Here is a 25,337-nt window from a genome sequence, read left to right as displayed (position 1 = left end):
AGATATCAAAGCATATTAATCAACAAATATCAGCTTAACTGAAATTTACACACGCTCAATAATAGTAGCGATACCTTGACCAAGACCGATACACATCGTCGCTAGACCGATTTCAGTATCTGATTGCTCCATAGCGTTAAGCAATGTCACTGTGATACGAGCGCCTGAACACCCTAGTGGATGACCTAAGGCAATCGCGCCACCGTTGATGTTCACGATGTCTTGCTTATCCGTCAAGTTCAAGGCTTTTAGTACTGATAAGCCTTGCGCTGCAAACGCTTCGTTAAGCTCGATCGTTTGCATATCATCGATGCTCATGCCAGCACGCTTAAGTGCTTTTTGCGTCGCAGGTACAGGACCGTAACCCATGATAGCGGCATCACAACCAGCAATTGCCATACTACGAATACGAGCACGTGGCTTAAGACCTAGCTCTTTTGCTTTTTGCGCGCTCATGATTAGCATTGCTGACGCACCATCAGATAATGCAGATGAGGTAGCAGCCGTTACCGTACCGCCTACTGGATCAAAGGCTGGACGTAACTTTTGCATTTGCTCCATCGTGGCATCCGGACGAATCACTTCATCGACAGTACATAGTTGCAAGCGACCCGCTTCGTCATGGCCTTCGATACCGATGATTTCATTGTCAAAACGACCTTCAGTGGTCGCAGCCCATGCACGGCGATGCGATTCAAGACCAAAGGCATCTTGCTCTTCACGAGTGATATTATTCATACGACCTAGCATTTCAGCGGTCAAGCCCATCATGTTTGACGCTTTTGCATAATGCTTTGACGCTTCAGGGTTCAGATCAACGCCATGCATCATGCCGACGTGACCCATATGCTCAACACCACCGATGATGAATACATCACCTTGACCGGTCATAATTTGGGCAGCAGCGGTATGTAGCGCCTGCATAGAAGAACCACATAGACGGTTAACGGTTTGACCACCAGCTGTTTTAGGGATATCAGCAAGCAAACCGATGTTACGACCGATGTTTAAACCTTGTTCTAGCGTCTGGTTAACACAGCCCCAGATGATGTCTTCTACGTCACGTGGGTCAAAGTCATTACGCTCAACCAATGCACGGACCAATTCAGCAGACATGCTATCAGCGCGGACATGACGGAACATGCCGTTTTTAGTTTTACCCATCGCTGAGCGTACGCCATCTACGATGACCACGTCTTTTGGACTTAAAATTGTCATACTATCTTCCTTTTCAATTTTTATTGTCAGTGGCAGTACTGTCATGCTCGCCTATCTAATTTAGAAGGTTACTGATAATAAATAAATTACCAGTAATCTTATCGAGCACGTGTACTGCACTTCATCCTAGTAATGACTGCCTATTACGCGGTGGCGTAAAAGGTCTCGCCTGCTGCTGCCATGTCGCGAATCTTCTGCGGGGCTTCATAAGCTTTGCCAAGGTGCGCATATTTTTCACACAGTGCCAAGTAGTTATCTAGACCCATTTGGTCGATATAACGGCAAGGGCCACCGCGGAATGGCGGGAAACCAACGCCCATAATCATCGCCATATCCGCTTCTGACGGCGTGCTGACGATATTGTCTTCTAGGCAACGGACGGTTTCATTACAGAACGCTAGCATGGTGCGGTCGATAATCGCTTGATCATCAAACGTTTGCTTGTCGCTATCAGTAGTAGTTTTTAACAGCTCATAAGTCGCTTCATCAGCAACTTTCTTTGGCTTGCCGCGTTTGTCCATTTCATACTTATAGAAACCAACGCCGTTTTTCTGACCTAAGCGTTTGTTTTCATATAAAAGCTCAATCGCACCTTTATAATCAGGCTTCATACGGTCAGGGAAACCTTCTGCCATCACTTCTGCGCCATGTACGCCTGTATCTAAACCAACAACGTCGATTAAGTATGCAGGACCCATAGGCCAGCCGAATTTTTCCATGACTTTATCGACATGGGCAAAATCAGCGCCTTGCTTAAGGAGCAAATCAAAGGCGCCAAAGTATGGGAACAATACGCGGTTAACTAAGAAACCTGGGCAATCGTTAACGACAACAGGCACTTTGCCCATTTTAGACGCTAGCGCAACCGTGGTCGCAATCGCTTCTTCAGATGACTTTTCGCCACGGATAACTTCCACTAATGGCATACGATGTACTGGGTTAAAGAAATGCATACCAACGAAGTTTTCTGGGCGCTCAAGTGCTTCAGCCAAGAAGGTAATAGAGATAGTTGAGGTGTTTGAGGCTAAGATACAATCGTCTTTGACCAAGCCTTCAACTTCTTTTAATACCGCACGCTTAACGTTTGGATTTTCTACGACCGCTTCGATAACGATATCAGTCTCAGCAAAATCGCCATAATTCAAAGTAGGACGGATACGGCTTAAGGTTTCGCCCATTTTAGTTGGGGTCATTTTGCCGCGATCAACCATTTTACCAAGTAACTTGCTTGCTTCGCCCATACCAAGGTCTAATTGCTCAGACTTGATGTCTTTCATGATGATTGGTAAGCCTTTGCTGGCTGCTTGATAAGCGATACCGCCGCCCATGATACCAGCGCCCAATACCGCAGCTTCATTGATTTCATGTGCTTTTTTGCTGTGCTGCTTCGCTAGTTTTTTAACCAATTGATCGCTTAAGAATAAACCAACCAAGCTTTCTGCTTGTGGGGTTTTGGCCGCTTTTGCAAAACCAGCAGCTTCTACTTCAATCGCTTTATCACGTGGTAAGTTAACGTGTTTTTCCATCGCCGCGATAGCAAGTGCTGGCGCAGGATACTGTTTAGGATTGGCCTTTGCAAAGATCATACCTTTTGCACTGTTAAACGCCATCGCTTGCTCAAGCTGGTTTAATTTAACTGGATTCAGCTTCTCTTCACGCTTCGCTTTCCAATCAAGTTCACCTGAGATACATTTTTTAACTAGGTCAATCGCCGCATCTTGCAAATCATCAGCAGCAACGGTCGCATCAACCAAGCCTAGTTTTAGCGCATCCAGTGCTTTTTTAGGTGTACCAGTCGCAATCAGCTCAAGCGCATTATCGATACCGATGACACGGGTAGTACGAACCGTACCACCAAAACCTGGGAAAATACCCAGTTGGGTTTCAGGTAGACCGATGATCGCTTTATCGCTCATGACGCGGTATTCACAAACCAAGGTCATCTCACAACCACCGCCAAGTGCCGCGCCATTGATGGCAGCTACTTTCGGGAACGGCAAATCTTCAAAGCGATTAAAGGCGTCATTAATATTAATAACCCAATCTTTGATTTCTTCTTCTGGCTGCTTAAAAGAAGCCACAAATTCTGTAATATCAGCACCAGCGATAAATACGCCTTTGCTTGATGTTACGATTAAACCTTTAACGTCATCCGCTTTTTCTAACGCGTTAACCACTTCAGCAAATTGTTTATTAGTTTCAGCATCGAACTTATTCACGCTCTCATTTTCGGCGTTGTATTGCATATTGGCGATGCCATCTTCTAGCATTGTCACCGTAATGCGATTTCCTTGGTATACCATTTGGAACTCCTTGCTATGTAATAAAGGCTATGTTTTAGAATATAAAACAGATAGCCAGTTATTGTGCGTAAAACGAGTAAAAGCACTGCTCAATTACTAACTTATAAAACTTAGCAAATTAGCTTGAGCAGTGATGATGTCTTTATTATCCAGCGCTCATGTTTATATATTCATTTTCTATGCTTAATGTTACCGCGTTAGCACAAATAAATAGGACGCTTTATTTATATACTATTGTTTCAGTTACTGATATTTATACTGATATTGATTTGATAATTGAGTCAAAATCTTGAATCAGAATCGGTGTTATATGAAATTTTTGCTCAAACAATCTGCACAAAAACTCACGTTCTAGCCACCAAATCATTTTCACGCCAATTAGTGTAGGGGATTATGCCCCCGACTGTCACAAGCTAATACCATACTCACAAGTCACTCTTAAATCAGCAGCAGCCCTTTACCTGACTAGCAATCTGCCTTAAGTGTTTGTTTGTATACTAGAATTAGCGCGTGAAAAGCAAACGCTTAACGTAACCTCTTATCAAAACATATTCAGCCGCTAAGTTAAGTCGCCAATACGTAACAACGGCTTGTTATCGTATTTCAGTGGTTCAAACGGTTTTTTTAACACTAAAGCGTAAAAAATTATTCACGGAGGCAACGTGTGGCACAAGGAATATAATCTATCATGCTACACTAACGATATTTTTATTATTCACCTGATAGATGGTTGGATTATGACTGTTTCTTTTACGCCAAACCTTGCAGATACCCGCTTTATGCCTTTTACCAATACTAAGCAGTTTCATCACGATGTGCGCACGCAACTCACGCAAGATATCGACGTTTTATTTGCTTACGCTGAGCTGCCAAGTCCACTGCTTGATGCGTGCCGCTATGTGATGACCGGTCAAGGTAAATTGGTACGCCCATTATTAGTCGCCAGCGCCTTTGCTAGCACCTATAATAATAATTATAGTGAAAATAGCATGACTAACGCCGATGGTTTGGAAGCTTTGTTAGAAAACGACTCGGATTATGATATGTGTCGCCGTGCTGCCTTAGCGGTTGAGCTGTTACATACTTATTCGTTGGTGCACGATGACTTGCCGTGTATGGACGATGACGAACTGCGCCGTGGGCAGCCGACCGCTCATATCGTCTTTGAAGAATCGACGGCACTACTGGCAGGTGATGTATTGCAGACATTAGCCTTTGAAGTGTTGAGCGCCGAGATGCCAACCTTTGCGCCCTTTGATTCAGCTATCGCCAGCCAGCTATTCGCCATATTTGCCCCGCGTGCACGGCGTATGGTATCCGGTCAAATGCTTGATCTCAATGCCGAAGCCACTACTGGTATTTCACAAAGCGATTTAGAAGCGATTCACCGTGATAAAACGGGAGCGTTGATTGAAGCGGCCATGCTGATGGGCGGTATCTGTGCTGGCGCTACGGCTCCGCAGCGTATGGCATTGCAAGAATGCGCCCAGCATATTGGTCTCGCCTTTCAAGTACAAGATGATATTTTGGATGTCACTACCAGCACCGATGCGTTAGGCAAGCCTGCTGGTAGCGATGAGAAACTAGATAAATCTACCTATGTTAAATTGATGGGCGTTGATAACGCGACTAAATACGCGCAATCGCTATTTGATGACGGACGCGCAGCAATCTATCGTGAGCTGAGCGGTCGTGAGCTTGGTGATAACACAGAAAACAACGCGCTTTTAGCATTAATTGAGTGGTTATGGTCTAGACAAAAGTAAGTTTACGCGTGCTAAACTGTCCGCTATTCTTCAACGATGATTGAGACTTCTATATGAGCGACCTTAAACAGCCTAACTCTGATAAACAGCCGATTTCTCGATCGCCTAATCAGCACAATCATCATGACCATGCTGCTCATACACCAGATGCGGGAACGGAAACTGCTGGAAGCTTCGCTGATAATGTAAAAGGTAAGGTAGGCTTTGGGCGAATCGTTAAAGCTGCTGGCTACTCTGCCGATGGCTTTATGGCGGCCTATAAAAATGAAGCGGCTTTTCGACAAGCATTTTGGCTCAATTTAGTCTTGGTCATTGCGCTCGTATTCATCCCTTTGACCATCACTATAAAAATGATCCTGCTTATCGCCTCCTTTTTATCTATTATCGTTGAGCTGTTTAATACAGGACTTGAAGCAAGTATCGACCATACTTCAACTGCACAGCATCCATTAGCAAAGATAGGCAAAGATGTTGGCTCTGCCGCCCAGTTTTTGGCACTGACCTTATTGTTTGTGTTATGGCTTATGGCTTTATCTACTTTGCTTTTTTAACCTCAACGTTTACCTGATAAAGTTCGCCTGATAAGGAATTCATTTATGATTAATAATAGTTCCAAGACATCTAACTCCTTAAATCAGGCCACTACTATCAGTAATCCCACTGATCCCTCCAATTCTTCACCAAAGATATACCTTGGTACTGGTGGTTATAGCGATACCGACTTACTCGGTACGCTCTACCCTACTGGCACCAAAAAAACGGACTTCTTACGTGAATACGCCAAACAATACGGTGCAGTAGAAATCAATAGCACCTTTTACGCGCCTATCGGACAAAGAGCCTTTGCAGGTATGGTCGACAAAGCATATGTGCAAGCAGACAGTGAATTAAAATTTGCGATCAAACTCCATCAAGACTTTACGCATGCGCGTAAAGGCACTGCCGAACATGCCCAAGCGTTTCTGACTGCCCTCACACCACTTATCGAAGCCAATGCTCTAGCGCCACTATTATTACAATTCCCGCATGGCTTTGATCGTACTCGCGAGCATCGTTTATATCTCGCCAATCTTGTCAGCTGGTTTAAAGATTATCCATTAGCCGTTGAATTTCGTCATAACGGCTGGCATACCCCGCAAGTGGTCGACAGCTTTACCGAGCAAGGGCTAATTTGGTGTAGCGTTGATTACCCCAAAGTCAGTGGTCTACCGCCGTCACGGCTGATATTTACACAGCGCACTGGCTATCTGCGCATGCATGGTAATAATCTAAACTGGTGGGATGCGATGAGTGCAGCTGACCGTCATGATTATCGCTATAGTGAGATTGAAATGAACGACTGGGCGCAAGCGATTGCCAATCAGCGTCAGCATTTTGATACGTTATATATCTTCTTTCAAAATACCGTTAATGCGCATGCTTATTATAATATTGCGATGTTGAGAGAGGCGTTGGGGAAATTTGGGTTTGAGGTTCTATAAGCACAAGTTCAACTTCTGACCAGAGTAATATGCTATTAATTTACGGAGTCCCAAATGTTACCTAAGTATGAAAGTATTAAGTTTCAGTGTCCACACTGCAATACCGTTGCTACTCAAGAATGGTTTGACGCGAATAAAGCAGGTAGCACAGCTAACGAGATTATCAATAACCTGTACCTAGATTATAGAAATCAAGTACGTGATTATACTCAAGAAGCAATCTTAGTTTTCCTAAGAGGCATTAAAAATCCTTTGCAATCGAGACTTTATAGATTCGTACCTAGAGGCTTCTCAGTAGCAACTTGCGCTGCATGTAATAACTTTACATTGTGGGTAAATAAAGAGCTTGTTTATCCTAAAAAAACTACAATTCCACCACCAAACGAAGACTTAGATGAAAGTATAAAAGCTCTTTATATTGAAGCTTCAACTATCTTAGTGGATTCGCCAAAAGGTTCTACCGCTCTTTTGCGCTTAGCTCTTCAAATGCTTTTGAAACAAATAGGTAAGAGCGGGAAGAAAATTAATGATGATATAAAGGACTTAGTAACGGAAGGATTAAGCCCTACAATACAGCAAGCTTTAGACTTATTAAGAGTGGTAGGAAACAACGCAGTACATCCTGGGCAGATAAACTTAGACGATAATGCTGAGATTGCTGAGAAATTATTTAGTATATTGAATTATATTGCGGATCAACTAATTACTAAACCAAAAGAGCTTGAAAGCTTATATAAAGATTTAATTCCTTTAGAGACGCAAGAACATATTAAACAAAGAGATAAGCAAAAATAAATTATTAGTTTCTAAAATACAAACCAAAAAAGGACGCCTCTCAGCGTCCTTTTTTATTAATCAAATACTTGAGTCTTAAAGATTACTCTTCAACACCAGCATCTTGACCTTTATATTTTGCGTTTGCGTAGTCCCAGTTCACTAGTTTGTCTAGGAAGGTATCAACATAGTCAGGACGACGGTTACGATAATCGATGTAGTAAGCATGTTCCCACACGTCACAAGTCAATACCGCTACTTGGTCATGTGCAAGTGGCGTATCAGCGTTAGCAGTTTTAGCGATAGACAGTTTGCCGCCAACTTTATCAGCAACTAACCATGCCCAACCTGAACCAAACTGAGTCATTGCTGCGTTTTTGAACTCTTCACGGAATTTATCATAGCTACCGAAATCTTCTTCGATTTTAGCTTTTAGATCACCAGTAGGTTCGCCGCCGCCGTTGTCTGGCGTCATGCAGTTCCAATAGAACGTGTGGTTCCATACTTGGGCTGCTTGGTTAAACATACCTTGCTTGCTGTCATCTTTCGCGGTTGCTACGATGATTTCTGACAAAGTTTTGTCTTCTAGGCCAGAACCTGGTAGCAATTCGTTCAATTTGTTCACATAAGCAGCATGATGCTTATCATGATGGTATTCTAACGTCTCGGCACTGATATGTGGCTCAAGCGCGTCTTTTGCATACGGTAGGTTTGGTAAAGTAACGTTTGACATAATTATTTTATCCTTGCTAGTTTTAGTTGTGATTTTATAGAAAATGATTAATAGAAACTGATTGTAGAAACCGAATTTTACGCTATTTTTACCACGCAAAATACTCTATAAAATAGCGAACTAAATTGGCTGAGTTTATTATTCGAAATGAATTTTATCGCTTACTACATGTTATTGTTTAACACAGTATCACGTATTATTATGAATCCAAAATTAACGCTTATTTTTTTCTTGCTGTGCGCTCAAAAGCCAAATACTTGGCTTTTTAAACGTTTATTAACTTAATATTCACAAGCTATAAGATATAATTCACGATAGCTTGGTAGCTATTATAGCAATAGTCGCGACAAATATCAGTTACCAAATGTTATGAAAAGTGCAACTAGCATAGCCAGTAGTTATTTATCAACTATCCGCGTAGCAATGCTCAACGTCAGGTTTAGCCAGTATTTGCGTAAATGACAAATTAATAAACAATAGCATTAGAACAGAGCTAACAGTTAAAATCAGATCATACTCTTTATTACTATATAACGGGACAGACCCAATGAGCGCTACCAGTACTTCGCTATCTTCTAACCAATCAACCACTCATAATCAGTGGGTGCTCGCCAGTAATAATAAAGGCAAACTGGCTGAGTTTAAAAGATTGTTTGCCGAAGCAAATTTAGATGTGACGGTTGTGCCGCAAGGACAGTTGGATATCGACGATGCGATTGAAGATGGCTTGAGTTTTATCGAAAACGCCATTATTAAAGCGCGACATGCCAGTCGTATTAGTGGTTTACCTGCCATTGCTGATGATTCAGGGATTTGCGTACCCGTATTAGGCAATGCACCAGGTATTTACTCTGCGCGCTATGCAGGCGAGCACGGTAACGATGACAAAAACAACGTCAAACTTATCGCTGATTTACAGCCTATCCGCGCTGAGCAGGCTGACGAATCCATTAAAGGGCTATTTGTTTGCGTATTGGCAATGGTGCGCCATGCCGATGATCCGCTACCAATTATCGCGCAAGGTTTATGGCAAGGTGAGATTTTAGAAGCCCCTCATGGTGATGGCGGCTTTGGTTATGATCCATTATTTTGGTTGCCAGAGTTACAAGCAACTGCCGCCAGCTTAAGCGCTGCCGATAAAAACCGTATCAGTCATCGCGGTCAGGCGATTCAGCAATTATTGACGCAACTGCCGCTGTAACCTTATTTGATAGCAGGTAGCGGAAGGTCTATAGAAATCTTGCGAGCTGCTATTAAAGAGATAATTTTTACTTTAATAATCAGATAGATTATACTGTTCTACTTTTAAAATTTTGTTGAAAGCCGTTATTTGTCTGTATAATTCATCAAAAAGCGTTATTATGCGACCCATTAACGGTTTAATATTGATATTTGATAGCGTCCATTAAGATTTATCATTTTTCATATCAGTGCCAAAGGCGATTGCTCAAGGCATTGGTGGTAAAATAGCTATCACTATCCCCTATTTATTCCAACGGCAACCAATCGTACACGCCCATATTTTGAGGCATGGTTGTCTATTATTTAATCCTAAAGGTGTAATGATCATGGCTACAGATTTACAAGTCACAACCAACAAGTTATCTAACAAAGAAACTCAGCTAACGGTTAAAGTACCCGTTGAAAAGATTCAAAACAAAGTTGAAGGTCGTATTCGTCAAGTGGCGAAAACTGCCAAGATTGACGGTTTCCGTAAAGGTAACGTCCCAATGTCACATATCCGTTCACAGTACGGTGCTGGCATTCAACAAGAAGTGATCAACGACGTCATCCGTGATACCGTCTTTGAAGCGATCAAATCTGAAGACATCCGCGCTGTTGGCATGCCTAATATCGACGACGTAAAACTTGAAGATGATTTCTTGGTTTATCAAGCAACGGTTGAAATCTTCCCTGAAGTCGATGTTCAAGGTATCGATGAAATCGAAGTTGAGCGTCACACAGCCAAGGTTGATGAAGCTGATGTTGATACCATGATTGAAAACCTACAAAAACAACGTGAAGAATTCGTTGAGAAAAAAGGTAAAGCAGACAAAGGCAATCAAGTGACCTTTGACTTTGAAGGCTCTATCGATGGCGAGAAGTTCGAAGGCGGTTCTGCTGAAGACTTCAAACTGGTTATCGGTAGCAACCAGATGATTCCAGGTTTTGAAGCAGGCATCAAAGGCATGAAAGCTGGCGAAGAAAAAACCATCGACGTGACTTTCCCAGAAGATTACCAAGCTGAAAATTTAGCTGGAAAAGAAGCTCAGTTCAAAATCAACGTAAAATTGGTTGAAAAATCTAAGCTACCTGAAATCAACGAAGAATTCCTTGAGCTATTTGGTGTCAAAGAAGGTGGCGTTGAGAAGTTAAAAGATGACGTCCGTAAAAACATGGAACGCGAAATCAAAAATGCTGCGCGTAGCCAAGTGAAGCAAGCGACTTTTGACGCTTTGCTAGAAAAAAACGAGTTTGACGTACCAAACGCCATGCTAGAGCAAGAAATCGAGCGTCAACGCAACATGATGATGCAACGTTTTTCTCAGCAGTTTGGTGCAAACGCGGATAGCTTCGATAAAGACATGCTACCAAATGAGCTGTTTGAAGAACAAGCGCTACGTGCTGCCCGTCTTGGCATCATCGTTGCTCGTGTTATCGATACCAAAGGCTTAGAAGTTGATCAAGAACGTGTTGAAACTTTCATCAAAGAAGCAGCAGAAAACTACGAAGATCCAAGCGAAGTCATTGAGTACTATACCAATGACAAGCAACAGCGCGCCAACATTGAGTCTGTGGTTCTAGAAGACCAGGTCGTTGATTATCTGATTGGCCAAGGTAAAGTGACTGACAAAGAAGTCAGCTACCAAGACCTATTGGCTGCTCAGCAACAACAGCAGCAAGCTATGTAGTTTAGCAAGCGCTAACTTAGCAACTTGCCTTTAAGTGGTACTGATTGCTAAGATTGATCCAAAAATGCCCTAACGCAATGCCCTAACATATGTGTTAGGGCATTTTTATTGGTAACTTATATACTATCTTTATGAATAGTTTATCGGTACAGCCCTTGATAAATGCGCATAAACCCCTTATTAATAGGGAGTCATTTATCATTTGTCACATTAAAAAGTTACTATTGTCCCGATAAAAAAGTTACCATTAGCTCAATTATTTTTAGCAGCTACGGTTCAGTACCATTATTTATCAGCTATTGACCATATATAGATTTTCATTGAACCCAATAGGTTTTATTAGCTAGTAAGTTTTATTACAAACCAGCAATGTTTACAATGATAAACACCAATAAAAAATGAACGATTTGCAAGCCTCTACCTTTTATCTTTTATATTTATAAACAGGATATTTTTATGACAGATTATGATCGCATCACTGCCAACCCGCATTTTGATATGTTGATGAGTGCACACAACGATGCTCAAAGCATGCAATATACTCAGAGCGCCCCTCAAAGCGCATTGGTTCCTATGGTGGTTGAGCAGTCAGCACGTGGTGAACGCTCGTTTGATATTTTTTCACGTCTATTGCGTGAGCGTGTTATCTTTTTAACCGGTCAAGTCGAAGACCATATGGCCAATCTTATTGTGGCGCAGTTGCTATTTTTAGAAGCTGAAAACCCTGATAAAGATATTCATTTATATATCAACTCGCCAGGCGGCTCAGTCAGTGCTGGTTTGGCAATCTTTGATACCATGAACTTTATCAAACCTGAAGTATCGACCATTTGTATGGGCGGTGCGTATAGCATGGGTTCATTCCTATTGGCCGCTGGTGAGAAAGGTAAACGTTACGCATTAGCCAACGCTCGCGTGATGATTCACCAGCCTTCAGGCGGTGCGCAAGGTCAAGCAACCGATATCGAAATTAATGCACGTGAAATCCTAAAAACTCGTGCTCGCTTAAATGAAATCTTGGCTGAGCGTACTGGGCAACCGGTAGAGAAAATTGAAAGAGACGTCGAGCGTGATTATTGGCTAGATGCTAAAGAAGCCAAAGCATATGGTCTGATCGATGAAGTATTAGAGCGTCGCCCTGCTTCTTTATAGTCACTGTTTTATAGTCACTATAAATAGTGACTATAATAGTTGTAGTTACCATATTAGTAACCGTATAAGAGCCTTGATAAGCCGCGATGCCTGAGTATTATGCCCTATTTAAACTTAGTTATGCCCTATTTAAACTTAATGGCAGCACACTCAAGTATCGACGTAGACATTCAGAATATTTATAAGCATTAAATTTTAGGAGCGCCTTTTATGGCAGAAGATAATACCCCGCAGTGCTCGTTTTGCGGCAAAGAAAAAAGTGAAGTGAAGCAGCTGATTGCTGCTGACGATGCCAATATCTGTAATGAATGTATTGAGCTGTGTACTGATCTCATTGCCGACACTGACGAAAATGGTGATGACGATAGCGACATTGATACTTCTTGGGTCAATAAAAAGCTACCAACGCCAAAAGAATTGCGTGCCAAGCTTGATGAGTACGTCATCGGACAGGATGCTGCCAAGAAAGCCTTGGCTGTTGCCGTTTATAACCATTATAAGCGTCTAAAAGTTAGCCAAACTTTAGCCAATGACAGCAAAAAAGCTAAGATCGGCGCTGATGATGCGATGGTTGAATTGTCGAAAAGCAACATCTTGCTGATTGGTCCTACAGGTTCTGGTAAGACATTACTTGCCCAAACCTTAGCACGTCTACTCGATGTGCCTTTTGCGATGGCAGATGCGACGACTTTAACCGAAGCAGGTTATGTCGGCGAAGACGTTGAAAACATCGTGCAGAAGCTATTACAAGCATCAGATTATGATGTCAGTAAAGCGGAACAAGGCATCATCTATATCGATGAGATTGATAAAATCAGCAAAAAAGGTGACAACCCTTCTATCACGCGTGATGTGTCAGGCGAAGGCGTTCAGCAAGCTTTGCTAAAGCTCATCGAAGGCACGGTTGCTGCTATTCCGCCGCACGGTGGTCGTAAGCATCCACAGCAAGAGCTGATCCAAGTTGATACCAGCAATATCTTGATTATCGTTGGTGGCGCGTTTGCTGGCCTTGATAAAGTCATTCAGCAGCGTACGGAAAAAACAGGCATTGGCTTTAATGCTGATGTGAGCTCAAAAGACGATAGTAAACGTAGCTCAGAGCTGCTGCAACAAGTAGAGCCTGAAGATTTGATTAAGTTTGGGCTTATTCCTGAGCTAATCGGTCGTCTTCCTGTCCTTGCTGCGCTTACAGAGCTGGACGAAGATGCATTGGTTCAAATATTGACGGAGCCTAAAAATGCTTTGGTTAAGCAGTATAAGTATCTGTTTGATATGGAAGGCGCTGACATTACGTTTACCAAAGAAGCGCTTGATGCGATTGCTAAAAAAGCCATGGCACGCAAAACTGGTGCTCGTGGACTGCGCTCTATCGTTGAAAATGCCCTTCTTGAGACGATGTATGAGCTGCCTTCTATGAAAGATGCTAAGACAGTACTCGTTGATGAGCAAGTAATTAACGAAGGTAAAATCCCTGAAATCACCTTTTCTAATGATGACTCAGAACAGATAGCAATAGACGCTTAAAGGGTCTTATTTGCTTTATTAAAACTGTCATTAAATTAGTAGCGTCTATCATATCTTATGCTAGACGCTCTTTTTATGTCTGCTTATTTTTTCATTTTTTTATTGCAGCCAATGTACTGGATAAAAATGACAGCGGCGTCTATCAATCGCCATCAGTCCTCATCATAAATCATGCTAAGGTAGAAACGCTAGTAAGCCTCTATTATCTAGTAATATTATTAATGAGACAAAGGACTGTTTATCATGCTTAATAACGTATCTGCTCTAGCAACCTCACTACGTCAACATCTGCCTTTTTCTACCAATGCAGACCATGACATTGCTCCTTATTATCATAACCATGTCGCTGCTATTACGGGTGCAGGATCTGGTATGGGACGTCAGCTTGCCATTCATTTAGCAAAAATGGGCTGTCATGTGGCGTTATCTGATATCAACGCCGAGCAGCTACTACAAACCAAAGAGCTGCTCGTTGGTTACGATATTAAAGCGACTACCACGGTACTCGACGTCTCAAATAACAAGGCCGTTGAGGCTTGGGCGGATAATGTCATGGCAGAGCATGGCAAAGTGAATTTTATCTTTAATAATGCAGGCGTAGCGCTGTATTCGACGGTCGAAGGCAGTAGCATTAGCGAACTTGAATGGGTAATGGATATCAATTTTTGGGGCGTAGTCTATGGCACCAAAGCATTTTTGCCGTTAATTAAAAATAGCGTCAAAGAAAGCGAATTTGCCAATAAAGATAATAAATGTCGCCAGTTTAAAGAACATGGTCATATCGTCAATATCTCAAGCCTCTTTGGTTTGACTGCTCAGCCTTCACAATCTGCCTATAACGCCAGTAAATTTGCCGTACGTGGCTTTACCGAGAGTTTGCGCCAAGAGCTAGATATTCAGCATTGCGGTGTGTCAGCAACCTGTATTCATCCTGGTGGTATTAGAACCAACATCGCCAATAGCGCGCGTGGTAACGACAGCATCAAAGATATCGGTATGCGCGGCGGCAGCAAAGCCATTAGTAGTTTTAATAAGTTTTTAAAATTTGATGCCAGCAAGGCCGCATGGGTTATTTTGCATGCCGCAGCGACGAACCAGCCGCGCTGCTTGATTGGAAATGATGCCAAAATGATGGATGCTGTCCAGCGTGTGTTCCCAGCACGTTATAGCAAAGTGCTCAATGACATCAATAAAATTTCTCGGAAGTTAAAAGGTAAAAACCATAAAAAAACTACTGTCCGTAAGGCGGTTATTGCTAAATAACTTGAAGCTAAATAACTTAGAGCTAAATCAGCAATGATAAAGAACATCCATACAAAAAGGGCTTAAACGCAGATAACGTTTAAGCCCTTTTTTAATCATTAAAATAATAAACACTTTATAAATAATAGGCAATATACCTAAATTTTATCTTTAATTTACTAAATAGGTTATTATTTTTAATTTTGAAACACTTTACGTATTTGTATTTGGTACAATTATGTTACTAGCAGCTTACAGATTAATTACTTGTTATATTTCGATAGGTAGAGTTAGGCTGATTATTGAATAAGATTGCTACGAATGCCTAAGCATACTTGTCATTGTTCTAATCATTGCTCTTGTTCTTGGCACTATGAGCATTCTATCTATTCGAAATAAAAAGTTATTTTTGCCATTATGGCAACTAAACTATCATATAAATTCAGATTTACATATTATTTTTTAAGATAAGGATATTCTAATGAAAACATTCCCTCGCGCCAAGTCCTCCTCCTTTTTAATAGCCACCATTTTTGCGATTAGTGCAGCCAGTGTGACCGGCTGTAGCGATAGTAATGAAGTCAAAGCGGTTGACCGTGTCGAAGAAGCAGCAGCAATAGCAAGGGTAAAAGACCTTCAGGCATATGCCGATACATTAAAAGGTAGTATGCCAGCTGCCAATGACACGACTGCTAGCGCAGGGGGCGACGCTACAGCAGCTGGCAAACCTTCTATCAAAATGCCGGACGAATCTACTATTCCTGATGACGAATATGGCGCAGCGGTACGCCGTGGTCTACTAATCGCTACCAATACCTACAAAGAAATGCCAGATAACGTCGGTAATCAGCTTAATTGTACCAGCTGTCACTTAGGCAAAGGCTCAGAGGCCTATGCTGCACCTTGGAATAACATGCCAAGTATTTATCCCATTTATCGTACGCGAGCTGGTCGCGTCAATACGATACAAGAGCGAATTAATGGTTGTTTTGAGCGTTCAATGAATGGTAAAGCACTTGATCTAGCTTCAGATGATATGAATGCGATGGTTTCTTACATGAGCTGGCTGTCACAAGATATGCCGTTTGGTGTGTCACCTGAAGGCCGCGGCTTTGTTAAAGTTGATAAAAACTTAGAGCCAAATACTGATAATGGTAAAAAACTATTTGCAGAGAAATGTACCGTCTGTCATGGCGTTGAAGGTGAAGGCCAATACAATGACGATGGTACTTATATCTATCCAGCAGTTGCGGGCGATAAGTCATTCAATGATGGTGCCGGTATGGCACGTACCTATACTGCCGCTGCATTTATCAAAGGTAAAATGCCATTTGGTCAAGGTAACTCGTTAAGCGATCAAGAAGCGGTCGATATTGCTGCTTACTTTACCCACTTGCCTCGCCCTGTAAAAGCCAATAAAGATAAAGATTGGCCAAACGGCGATGCACCTAAAGATGTGCGTCGTTAATTTTAAAAGCTTTTATAAATAAATCCTGTATAAAAGATAGAATAAAGAAAGCCCAGCTGTTTAAATAGCTGGGCTTTCTTTATGAGTCATCATTAGGATAACTTTAAGCATTGAGCATTGAGCATTGAGCATTGAGCATTGAGCATTGTGCATTGTGCATAAACAACCTAAGGCAGTTTCATATCACCATCGACCAACCAACCAGCTCGGCGCATTATATATGCCACCATACCAGCAATCACAGCAGGTAATACAAACATCAATAAAATAATCGCCGTCCATAACTGTCCCGTGCTCATAATCTCTTGTGACGCTTCAATCACACCAAACACGCCGACCAATCCGGCGGTACCCATACCGGCTCCTGTAGCCGTACATGCCAGCCCAAAACCGACGGTCGCGATAGGACCAACGACAGCACTTGCTATCACTGCGGGTAATAAAACGATAGGTTTTTTGAGGACATTGGGAATCTGTAGCATACTGGTTCCCAAACCCTGAGATATCACGCCGCTGATACCATTATCTTTATAACTTGCTACCGCAAAACCTATCATATGCGCTGCACAGCCCACTACCGCTGCCCCGCCTGCTACGCCACCAAGTCCAATCGCAATACAAATAGCAGCACTAGATGTCGGCATGGTCAGCAAAATGCCCACCACTACAGCAATCACAATACCCATCAATAATGGCTGAAGGGTCGTTGCTGCTTGAATGCCTTGGCCAATCGCATTGACAGCCGCAACAACAGGCGGATTAAGTAGGGCGCAAACTGCCAATGCCACTGCGCATACCAATAACGGTACTAGTAAAATATCAAGCTTAGTCTTACCAGCGACCCATGTACCAGCCCGATAAGCGAAAACTGACGTCAGATAAGCCCCAATCGGATTGCCAGGCAGCGCAACAAACGTTGCAGGGCCGCCTACTTGCGGTGTAAATAATGTCCCCGCCATCAGCGCTTCGGAATGTGCGCCCAACATTCCCGCCACTAAACAACTGAGCATCACTAAGGTTGGTGCTTTGAGATAATAAGCGATGCCCACACCGATACCCGCGCCCATCAATACTGATGCCAGCTTACCAACCGCAATCAATGCTGGTATATTTAGCCAGCCACCGATTTGCGAGATAATAAGACCAGCAATTAGGGTCACGAAAAGTCCCAGTGCCATGCCAGTAAAGGCATCGATAAAGTATTTTTGAAAGAAAGCTTTCATCATACCGACGGGTACAGTTTCTGAATGGGTGACAGTCATCATTATGCTCTTATATGAAGTTTGATAGGATGTTCTAAAAAAAAGGGATAAAAAAAGCGTCGTTGTGACGCTTTTTATTTGATAGACCACACCAAAATACCGACCCTAACGACGCTGCTCAACAATAATAGAATCAATACCATTATTTTGTAGTCGTTGCTGCGCAGTAGCAACTGCTTGGCGGTTATTCATCGGGCGCGAGATAACCTGATAAATAGGCAAGCCATTACCAGTGGTGTTCTTCACCACTCTAGCATCAACACCTGCCATAAGCACTTGCGCACGGCGACGATCCGCTTCGTCCGCATCACCAAAGCTGTTGATTTGCAAAATATAAGTCGCAGCAGGTTTGGCTGGTTGTATACTCGCGTTACCTGTATTCGCCGTGTTTGTTCTGTTTGAGCCAGCAGCCGTATTGCTAGTAGCTGGCGTTCCATCGTAAGTCGCATCTTCTTCAACAATGACAATATCATCGCTGTTATTGCCAGTAGCAGCGTTGTTGCCGCGGCCGGGTTCAATAGTCGTGTTTTCAGAGATACCAAAATTACCGGTATCATCGTTACTATTCGGGGTAGTACTTTCAGATTGATTAACAACGACATCAGGTTCGAAATCTGTAATTTGACCTATTTGACCGTTTTCTGTGTTACCGAAATCTTCATCAGGGATAGTCGCCATTTCTTGATTGGGTAAAATATCGTAGAACTCATAATCACCATTATCAGTATCCGTGTCGACTCTTTGCTGTATTTGTTTATCAGGATCCGTACCGGCAGCGCTATCACCAGGACTAAAGTTAAACAATGGTGAAAGGTATAAAAATACCCCAATCATGAGCGTTAGAACCGCTCCAACAAACATCCATAATAAGCCTGACACACTACTCGTCTTGCGCTTTTCAGTGGCACCTTTTGGTTTTTTGGCTAACATGGATCTCGTTCTCCCTACTGAATATATCTGTCATTGTCGAATTATTACTATCAATCGTCTGCTTTTATCTTACATGCTAGACGGTGCAGATAACCCTAATAAACCAAGCCCATTGCTCAATACTTGCCGTACTGCTTTAGACAAGCGTAGACGGGCTTGCATCAAAGCCATCTCATCTACGCTCGGTGTTTCACCTGAAGTCAGACTCACCGGGAGGATGCGATTGCCGTCGTACCAACCATGAAATAGTGCGGCTAATTCTTTAAGATAGTTGGTCAATATATGCGGCTCATAGCCTGTCGCTGAGCGTAGCAAAGTAGCTGGATAAGCAGCAAGCAATTTAATCAGCTCATCTTCGCTAGGCGCAGTGAGTAACTGCTGCTGCTCGGCACCAATAGCATCATCAACATTTAAACCACTGCTCACTAATTTCTCAAGGACGCGGCAAACGCGCGCATGCGCATACTGAATGTAGTAAACCAAATTGTCCTTACTTTGCGATTTGGCCAGCTCTAAATCAAAGTCAACATGCACTTCAGGCTTACGTGCGACATAGTAAAAACGCGCCGCATCATTGCCAACTTCATGACGCAGCTCACGTAAGGTGACAAATTTGCCAGAACGTGATGACATTTGCACTTTTTCGCTACCGCGCCATAATGCGACAAACTGTACCAGTACCACATCAAGACGATCAGCATCGATACCAAGTGCCAACAAGGCAGCTTTTACACGTGGCACATAACCATGATGGTCTGCGCCCCAAACGTTAATGACTTTGTCAAAACCACGATCGAACTTATTTTTATGATAAGCGATATCAGAAGCAAAATACGTACTTTGTCCGTTGGCGCGGCGTACTACACGGTCTTTTTCATCACCAAAATCAGTCGATTTAAACCAAATATTCCCGTCTTTTTCGTACAGATAGCCTTTGTCATCTAAAATCTGTAAGACTGGCTCAATCTCACTATCAATCGATCTTTCGCTAAACCAGCATTGGTAGCTTACACCGAAGTCATTTAGATCGTCTTTGATATCAGCCAAAATACTATTCAATGCTGCATTTAAAAATAGCTCATAGCTTTCACCAAGTAATGCTTTGCTATTGACAATCAGACCGTCGATATGGGCTTCTTTATCACCTGATAGCAGTACTTTTTCGCCATCAGAATTTATCTCATATTGTGCATCTTCTGGCACATCTTTAGCAACTTCTGCAAAACTATGAACGTAGCTATCACCATGCTGCACTTTTAGCGTTGCTGCGATATCGCGGACATAATCACCGACATACGCGTTTGATGGGAAGATAACTGTTTCGTTATTAATCTCTAAATAACGCAAATAAGTACTGGTGGCTAGGATATCCATCTGCCGACCGGCATCGTTGACATAATACTCACGCGTGACGTCATAGCCAATCGCTTCAAGCAAGTTTGATACGCTCATACCAAATGCAGCACCGCGCCCATGCCCAACATGTAAGCTCGACGTTGGATTGGCAGAGACAAATTCAACTTGTACTTTTTGCCCGTCAAACTGCTTGCTTAAACCAAAGCGTTCTTGCAGATTAAAGATATCGTCTAACACCGCAAATTTGGCGTCGCTATTCAAAAATACATTGATGAATCCTGGACCGGCGATTTCTACTTGGCGGATATCTTGATTTTCAGGCAAGGCATTAACGATTTTTTCAGCCACTTGGCGTGGATTAGCTTTAGCGGCTTTGGCAGCCGTCAGGGCGATGTTGCTCGCAAAGTCACCATGGCTGGCATCTTTAGTACGCGTAATTTGGCTGTTATTTTGCCAATCAGCCGGTAGTTCGCCGTCAGTTTTTAGGACTTGAATCGCACTGTCAAACAGTGAGGCGAGCGTATCAATTTGGGCTTGTGACATAGGACTATAAACTCAGATAAATAAACAAAAAATTAATGGGATATAAAATAAGATGAAAAGATAAGTAACCTATAAATATAACAACCTTTACAAGCTATTGCACTATTTGAAGCAAAAATAGCCATAAAATGCTAACTATTATAGTTGATGGTCACGACTTTTATTTGATAGCTGTTTTTGATGACTGCTTTTGATCATTATTATAAGCGCTAAATGACTTGCGGGTCAGAGCTATTGTAGCGTTCCTGTTGCCTGAGGTTGGCGAAACATTTATACCCAGTCTATTCCGCGTTATAATAACGCCATTTATTGCCTACTCTCTCTACATATCGTGACTCTTGAATACTTATTCAACTATTTATAAGTATTTCATTAAAAAGTCATAAAAATAACTAATAGAGAGCGTAGTACTTTACTACTTTCTATACAGGATAAAATTATGTTTGCTATTGCTGCCAGTACCGTCACCAGCTGGGGACTTTACATTTTATTGCCCGTCTTTATTGCCTTCTTATTTTTTATTATTTGGGACTTATCAAAACAGTCCGGCGCTGGTCGTGCCGGTACCTTTTGGATGTTTTTGGCCCTCGGTGCTGGTTTTATCGGTTTTATCTTAAAGGTCTTGTTAGAAATGGCTTTTAACAAGTGGTTTATTTAAGTACCGCTTAAGTACCGCCACGACTCACTGAACCTTGTTATCACTTCTTATGACTTCACTGACGTAAGTTGGCAAATTCCATGCGCCACCGGCAAAGCCTCGGCACATTCCTGTACTAGAATCTTCCGTTAGTGCAAAGGTTTTGCCATTCCATACCCATGTTCTGCTATTCCAGCAATCACCTATCCCTCTATCCTTGTGAAAAGCAGAAATTTCACCATCAGAGTAATCACTCGCTGATGTCGTAATCAGTTGTGGCTTACTTGGCTTAGCATGAATTATCAGCCAAAATCCTGCACCCATATTATAGGCACCGCGCCAACAGAGGTGACTGGCCAAGGTATAATTGGCATTAACGGGTGTAAAATCCCAATCAAGATTATTACTAGAATATTCCGCTAGGTTGATAGAAGCCTCACTTTTAGGATTAACTAGCTCACAATCTCCCATACCATCTTCAGAGCCTATTAACCGCTCAGAATTAATATCAACCCAACGACTTATATTTGCTTGAAAGTACGCCAGTTTTTTTGGGTCGAGCGCTTGCTGACCTGCTTCTAGCGCGGCATCGCCTAAATAGCTATAGTCTTTTTTAACGATAGGTATTTTCAACGCTTTTTTAGGTGTTTGTCGATTGGGATTGTTTTTACTGATAAATGCTAGCGGCGTACCTATGCGACCCTGTACTTCGTCAAGTTTTAGCAATACCGCCGCCAATCCTTTGTCCGATACTTGCCATTTGTAAATTCCTGATGTGAACTGTATCTTAGTATTCTGGTTAGCAAGTTTGAGCAGTTGCTGTAGTTGGGCGCGACTTAACTGCCCTTTTCCGTCAGCTGAAAACTGCACCATACCATAAGATTTATCATTTAATGACAGCTCAACATTGTCAGTATTTTCTGATAGTTGATCACTCACCAATTTTTCTTGCTCATCATAGTCCTCGCTACTCAAAACAACTTCTGCACTAGGCAGTTTTTCACCGGCTACGATCGTCAACAATATACTAGCTGAAAGTATTTCTTCAGATACTAAACCTTCATCTGCATAACCTGCTGCTCGGCAAGTCAAGGTATTATCACAGACCAGTTGCCAGTCGTCTTTGACAAACCCCCAACCTTCAAACGGCGTGCCATAAGCATCATACGCCATTGTAGGTAGTGGTAATAAACTGACAGCAATCATAATCACAGTAGTCGATATTTTCATAATCTCTTCTCCTTGTTTTCATGACCGCCTGCCGTCGTAAGTGCTATTTTTTTGCAATGATCGTTGCACGCATGGGAGCAGGATATCCTTCGATGGTCTTTGTCGAATCATTAACATCTAAAAAGTCCGCTAACGAATGGTAGTTCATCCATTCCGTTTTGCGCTGCTCATCGGTCGAGGTCACTGCCACATCGACGCAGCGCACATCGGTAAAGCCAGCTTTCTCTAACCAGCCAATAAGTGCCGCTACAGACGGTAAAAAATACACATTATTCATCTGCGCATAACGGTCATGTGGCACCAGTACGGTATTAGCATCGCCTTCAATCACTAAAGTTTCAAGCACCAGCTCGCCACCTTTGACCAATTGTCCTTTCAGCTGTTGTAAATGCTCAAATGGCGATTGGCGATGATAAAGCACGCCCATACTAAACACCGTATCAAACAACTGGCTATTTTCAGGTAAAGCCTCCAGTGGCACCGGAATATAATGGGTACGATAGCTATCTGCCGCTCCCACAAAATGACGAATCGCCATAAACTGATGATAAAACAAGCACGACGGATCAATAATAATAACCGTATCCGCTCCTGCGCCTGCCATACGCCAACCATGATAACCAGAGCCACCGCCCACATCTAGAACGCGACGTCCTTTTAAATTACCTAAATGCGGCGCAACTCGTTGCCATTTCCAATCACTGTGCCATTCAGTATCGATGAAAATTGGCTCGGCTTGCTCCCCTTTATTCTGATCACTACCAATCTGACTACCGATTTGAAAAGGTCCTTTACGCCACGGCATCAGTTGCTTTAACAAAGCAGTCGCTTGTTTACGCTCAGAGTCACGCAACTGTGCATTGACTGTCAATATATCGCTATCTAACTGTACATTATCGACGGATAATTTTGGCAATCGTGCTACCGACGCTTGATAAGCAGGCGCATGGGCATAATTGGCTTTGTCTTTTATATCATTTAACCACGTTGGTAACTGCTTGAGCCACTCATAAGCCATGGGCTGTTGCTGTGCCAGTGTCAACAAGGTTAAATACAGTTCACGTTCAGCGTGGAGAATAGTGTCGTTAAGCATAAAAGCGGATTACCGTGTTGATCAAAAGATAGTGTAAAAAGTATTTTTTAAAAAGCTAAGCGTTATTTACATCGCGCGTAAGTATTATTTAAACGCCACGATGGATACAAAATTTAAAAACTGAAACCACGTTAAATGACGCTCAAAACCAACCTGTGACAAACGCGTATGATGCTCATCTAAAGTATCGGTAATGAGGACGTTTTCTAGCGCATTACGTTTGCCACTGATTTCCATCTCGGTGTAACCATTGGCGCGTTTAAAGTCATAATAACGCTCAACCAACCACGCATCATACTGCTCATCAAAAGCATGAGTTTTTTCAGTCAATACCAGTATGCCGCCTTCGCTTAATGCGGCATAAATCTTCTCTAGCACTGCTACTCTATCGGCAGCTGGTAAAAACTGTAAAGTTAAATTTAAAATCACCATATCACATGGCTCAAGCTCAACATTACGAATATCAGCAGTGATAACTTCTATATCATGCTCAGGATAATTATCACTCAGTAAGATAGTTGCTTCAGCGGTCATCGCCGGCGATATATCAATCGCTTTAATCTGCAAATCTTGCGGCTCAAACTCGCCAGCTAAAGTCATGCTTGCCGCGCCAAGCGAGCAGCCCAAATCATAAATGCGGCTGACACGCTGACCATTATCACCCTGTTGGCGATACTTACAATGACGACGGGCAAATATCGGTAGCATCGCAAGCACTTGACCATAACCCGGTACGCTACGACGAATCATATCTGGAAAACAAGCCACCACTTGCTCATCAAAGGAAAAGCGCGCCGCTTTGTCTAGTGGTGTAGTGAACGGTTTGTCAAATAGGGTATCGTGTTTAATAATAGCAGGCTTAGATTGGCTCATGGTGCGACTCATTCTTTGATAGTAGAACTTAGATTAGAAGTATTTAGCAGTTTTGTTTGATGCTATTAATTGAGAGCTGCTCAACGTAGCAAAAGCACATTATAACATTACTGTTTGTTACTTATTGCAGGCAACTGCGCTGTTAAGCTAAATGTATATCGCTAAGCAGACTAGATTTGGCAAACATGCTTGGCTCATATTTTATAGTAATAAGAATAGGAAGAACTATGCAAAATATTATCTTAGGCGGTGGCTGTTTTTGGTGCACCGAATCCGTATTCTTAGCCCTAAAAGGCGTACAGTCAGTAGTATCAGGCTATATGGGCGGCGAGTCAGCCACGGCTAATTATCAGGCGGTATGTGGCGGCAATACTGGACACGTCGAAGTTATTAACATCACCTTTGATGAGTCTGTTCTACCACTAGAGGTGCTACTTGATGTCTTCTTTGGTACGCACGATCCTACCACTAAGGACCGTCAAGGTAATGATGTCGGCAGCCAGTACCGCAGCGTCGTGTATTACACGGATGAAGCACAAAAGCCAACCATCGATCGCACCATCAATAAGCTACGAGATATGGGGCTTAATATCGTTACTGAGGTACATCCTGCAATTGAGTTCTATGAAGCTGAAGAAGCTCATCAAGACTTTTTCAACAGAAACCCTGGTCAAGCTTACTGTAACTTTGCCATTCCGCCTAAGCTTGCCAAGCTACGCAAAGAGTTTAGTCAGTATATGACGAACTAGAATGATGATCAGCTAAACAATAGGTTAAATGGATGGTTAAAAGTTTTAATTTAACCTGTAATCTAAATCTTTCATAAAAGGCCAAGTACTA

Annotated in this window: 21 protein-coding genes; 12 read left to right on the top strand and 9 right to left on the bottom strand. The window is 42.5% G+C overall.

Going from position 1 to position 25,337, the window contains the following annotated elements; translation table 11 throughout:
• Positions 1 to 45: 45 nt before the first annotated feature.
• Positions 46 to 1,218 (bottom strand): acetyl-CoA C-acyltransferase FadA, encoded by a 1,173-nt coding sequence (gene fadA / locus CAN34_RS03520; protein ID WP_079692726.1) that lies wholly within the window; start codon positions 1,216 to 1,218, stop codon positions 46 to 48.
• 143 nt (positions 1,219 to 1,361) lie between these two features.
• Positions 1,362 to 3,521, bottom strand: a complete 2,160-nt coding sequence (gene fadB / locus CAN34_RS03515; protein WP_089554473.1) for a fatty acid oxidation complex subunit alpha FadB — start codon at positions 3,519 to 3,521, stop codon at positions 1,362 to 1,364.
• 737 nt (positions 3,522 to 4,258) lie between these two features.
• Here fadB and CAN34_RS03510 point away from each other — a divergent pair.
• The 4 genes from CAN34_RS03510 to CAN34_RS03495 are packed head-to-tail and all read left to right on the top strand — an operon-like array spanning position 4,259 to position 7,563.
• Positions 4,259 to 5,287, top strand: a complete 1,029-nt coding sequence (locus tag CAN34_RS03510; protein WP_089554472.1) for a polyprenyl synthetase family protein — start codon at positions 4,259 to 4,261, stop codon at positions 5,285 to 5,287.
• 53 nt (positions 5,288 to 5,340) lie between these two features.
• Complete coding sequence (locus CAN34_RS03505) at positions 5,341 to 5,838, top strand: diacylglycerol kinase (protein WP_089554471.1); 498 nt, start codon at positions 5,341 to 5,343, stop codon at positions 5,836 to 5,838.
• A 45-nt stretch (positions 5,839 to 5,883) separates the two neighbouring features.
• Positions 5,884 to 6,768, top strand: coding sequence for a DUF72 domain-containing protein (locus CAN34_RS03500; protein WP_254423072.1), 885 nt, complete (start codon positions 5,884 to 5,886; stop codon positions 6,766 to 6,768).
• Between the two features lie 54 nt (positions 6,769 to 6,822).
• Positions 6,823 to 7,563 carry a DUF4145 domain-containing protein gene (locus tag CAN34_RS03495; protein WP_089554470.1) on the top strand — a complete coding sequence of 247 codons (741 nt, stop codon included), beginning with the start codon at positions 6,823 to 6,825 and terminating at the stop codon, positions 7,561 to 7,563.
• 82 nt (positions 7,564 to 7,645) lie between these two features.
• On the opposite strand, the gene CAN34_RS03490 is transcribed toward CAN34_RS03495, so the two are convergent.
• Positions 7,646 to 8,275, bottom strand: coding sequence for a superoxide dismutase (locus tag CAN34_RS03490; RefSeq protein WP_079692730.1), 630 nt, complete (start codon positions 8,273 to 8,275; stop codon positions 7,646 to 7,648).
• Positions 8,276 to 8,822: 547 nt separating this feature from the next.
• Here CAN34_RS03490 and rdgB point away from each other — a divergent pair.
• The 6 genes from rdgB (at position 8,823) to CAN34_RS03460 (ending at position 16,573) form a co-directional block, all read left to right on the top strand.
• Positions 8,823 to 9,476, top strand: coding sequence for an RdgB/HAM1 family non-canonical purine NTP pyrophosphatase (rdgB, locus tag CAN34_RS03485; RefSeq protein ID WP_089554469.1), 654 nt, complete (start codon positions 8,823 to 8,825; stop codon positions 9,474 to 9,476).
• A gap of 367 nt (positions 9,477 to 9,843) precedes the next feature.
• Complete coding sequence (tig, locus tag CAN34_RS03480) at positions 9,844 to 11,187, top strand: trigger factor (protein WP_079692732.1); 1,344 nt, start codon at positions 9,844 to 9,846, stop codon at positions 11,185 to 11,187.
• Between the two features lie 504 nt (positions 11,188 to 11,691).
• On the top strand, positions 11,692 to 12,339 hold the full coding sequence (gene clpP / locus CAN34_RS03475; RefSeq protein ID WP_302476510.1) for an ATP-dependent Clp endopeptidase proteolytic subunit ClpP: 648 nt from the start codon (positions 11,692 to 11,694) through the stop codon (positions 12,337 to 12,339).
• 210 nt (positions 12,340 to 12,549) lie between these two features.
• On the top strand, positions 12,550 to 13,863 hold the full coding sequence (gene clpX, locus CAN34_RS03470; RefSeq protein ID WP_089554467.1) for an ATP-dependent protease ATP-binding subunit ClpX: 1,314 nt from the start codon (positions 12,550 to 12,552) through the stop codon (positions 13,861 to 13,863).
• Positions 13,864 to 14,106: 243 nt separating this feature from the next.
• Positions 14,107 to 15,126, top strand: coding sequence for an SDR family oxidoreductase (locus CAN34_RS03465; protein WP_089554466.1), 1,020 nt, complete (start codon positions 14,107 to 14,109; stop codon positions 15,124 to 15,126).
• 460 nt (positions 15,127 to 15,586) lie between these two features.
• Complete coding sequence (locus CAN34_RS03460) at positions 15,587 to 16,573, top strand: c-type cytochrome (protein WP_089554465.1); 987 nt, start codon at positions 15,587 to 15,589, stop codon at positions 16,571 to 16,573.
• A gap of 167 nt (positions 16,574 to 16,740) precedes the next feature.
• Here the strand turns inward: CAN34_RS03460 and CAN34_RS03455 are convergent, their stop codons facing one another.
• From CAN34_RS03455 to argS, 3 genes are all read right to left on the bottom strand, one after another.
• Complete coding sequence (locus CAN34_RS03455; RefSeq protein WP_254423071.1) at positions 16,741 to 17,838, bottom strand: PTS transporter subunit IIC; 1,098 nt, start codon at positions 17,836 to 17,838, stop codon at positions 16,741 to 16,743.
• Positions 17,839 to 17,940: 102 nt separating this feature from the next.
• Positions 17,941 to 18,765: an SPOR domain-containing protein gene (locus CAN34_RS03450; RefSeq protein ID WP_089554463.1), complete on the bottom strand. Its 825-nt coding sequence runs from the start codon at positions 18,763 to 18,765 to the stop codon at positions 17,941 to 17,943.
• Positions 18,766 to 18,834: 69 nt separating this feature from the next.
• A complete protein-coding gene (argS, locus tag CAN34_RS03445; protein WP_089554462.1) occupies positions 18,835 to 20,664 on the bottom strand; it encodes an arginine--tRNA ligase in 1,830 nt (609 codons plus the stop codon).
• 439 nt (positions 20,665 to 21,103) lie between these two features.
• Here argS and CAN34_RS03440 point away from each other — a divergent pair, with 439 nt between their 5' ends.
• Entirely contained in the window at positions 21,104 to 21,322 is a 219-nt protein-coding gene (locus tag CAN34_RS03440; RefSeq protein WP_079692740.1) for a DUF2788 domain-containing protein, read from the top strand.
• Positions 21,323 to 21,346: 24 nt separating this feature from the next.
• Here CAN34_RS03440 and CAN34_RS03435 read toward each other — a convergent pair whose 3' ends face one another.
• The 3 genes from CAN34_RS03435 to cmoA form a co-directional block, all read right to left on the bottom strand.
• Positions 21,347 to 22,531, bottom strand: a complete 1,185-nt coding sequence (locus CAN34_RS03435; protein WP_089554461.1) for a DUF1176 domain-containing protein — start codon at positions 22,529 to 22,531, stop codon at positions 21,347 to 21,349.
• Between the two features lie 43 nt (positions 22,532 to 22,574).
• On the bottom strand, positions 22,575 to 23,624 hold the full coding sequence (cmoB, locus tag CAN34_RS03430; RefSeq protein WP_089554460.1) for a tRNA 5-methoxyuridine(34)/uridine 5-oxyacetic acid(34) synthase CmoB: 1,050 nt from the start codon (positions 23,622 to 23,624) through the stop codon (positions 22,575 to 22,577).
• A gap of 84 nt (positions 23,625 to 23,708) precedes the next feature.
• Positions 23,709 to 24,509 (bottom strand): carboxy-S-adenosyl-L-methionine synthase CmoA, encoded by an 801-nt coding sequence (gene cmoA, locus CAN34_RS03425; RefSeq protein WP_089554459.1) that lies wholly within the window; start codon positions 24,507 to 24,509, stop codon positions 23,709 to 23,711.
• Between the two features lie 215 nt (positions 24,510 to 24,724).
• On the opposite strand from cmoA, the gene msrA reads away from it, so the two are divergent.
• Positions 24,725 to 25,246 (top strand): peptide-methionine (S)-S-oxide reductase MsrA, encoded by a 522-nt coding sequence (gene msrA / locus CAN34_RS03420; protein ID WP_079692744.1) that lies wholly within the window; start codon positions 24,725 to 24,727, stop codon positions 25,244 to 25,246.
• Positions 25,247 to 25,337 lie beyond the last annotated feature (91 nt).

Origin of the sequence: Psychrobacter sp. DAB_AL32B (genome assembly GCF_002224105.1) — a bacterium.
Taxonomy (GTDB): Bacteria; Pseudomonadota; Gammaproteobacteria; order Pseudomonadales; family Moraxellaceae; genus Psychrobacter.
Note: the sequence above shows the minus strand (reverse complement) of the source record. Positions and strands in the feature narration are given on the sequence as shown.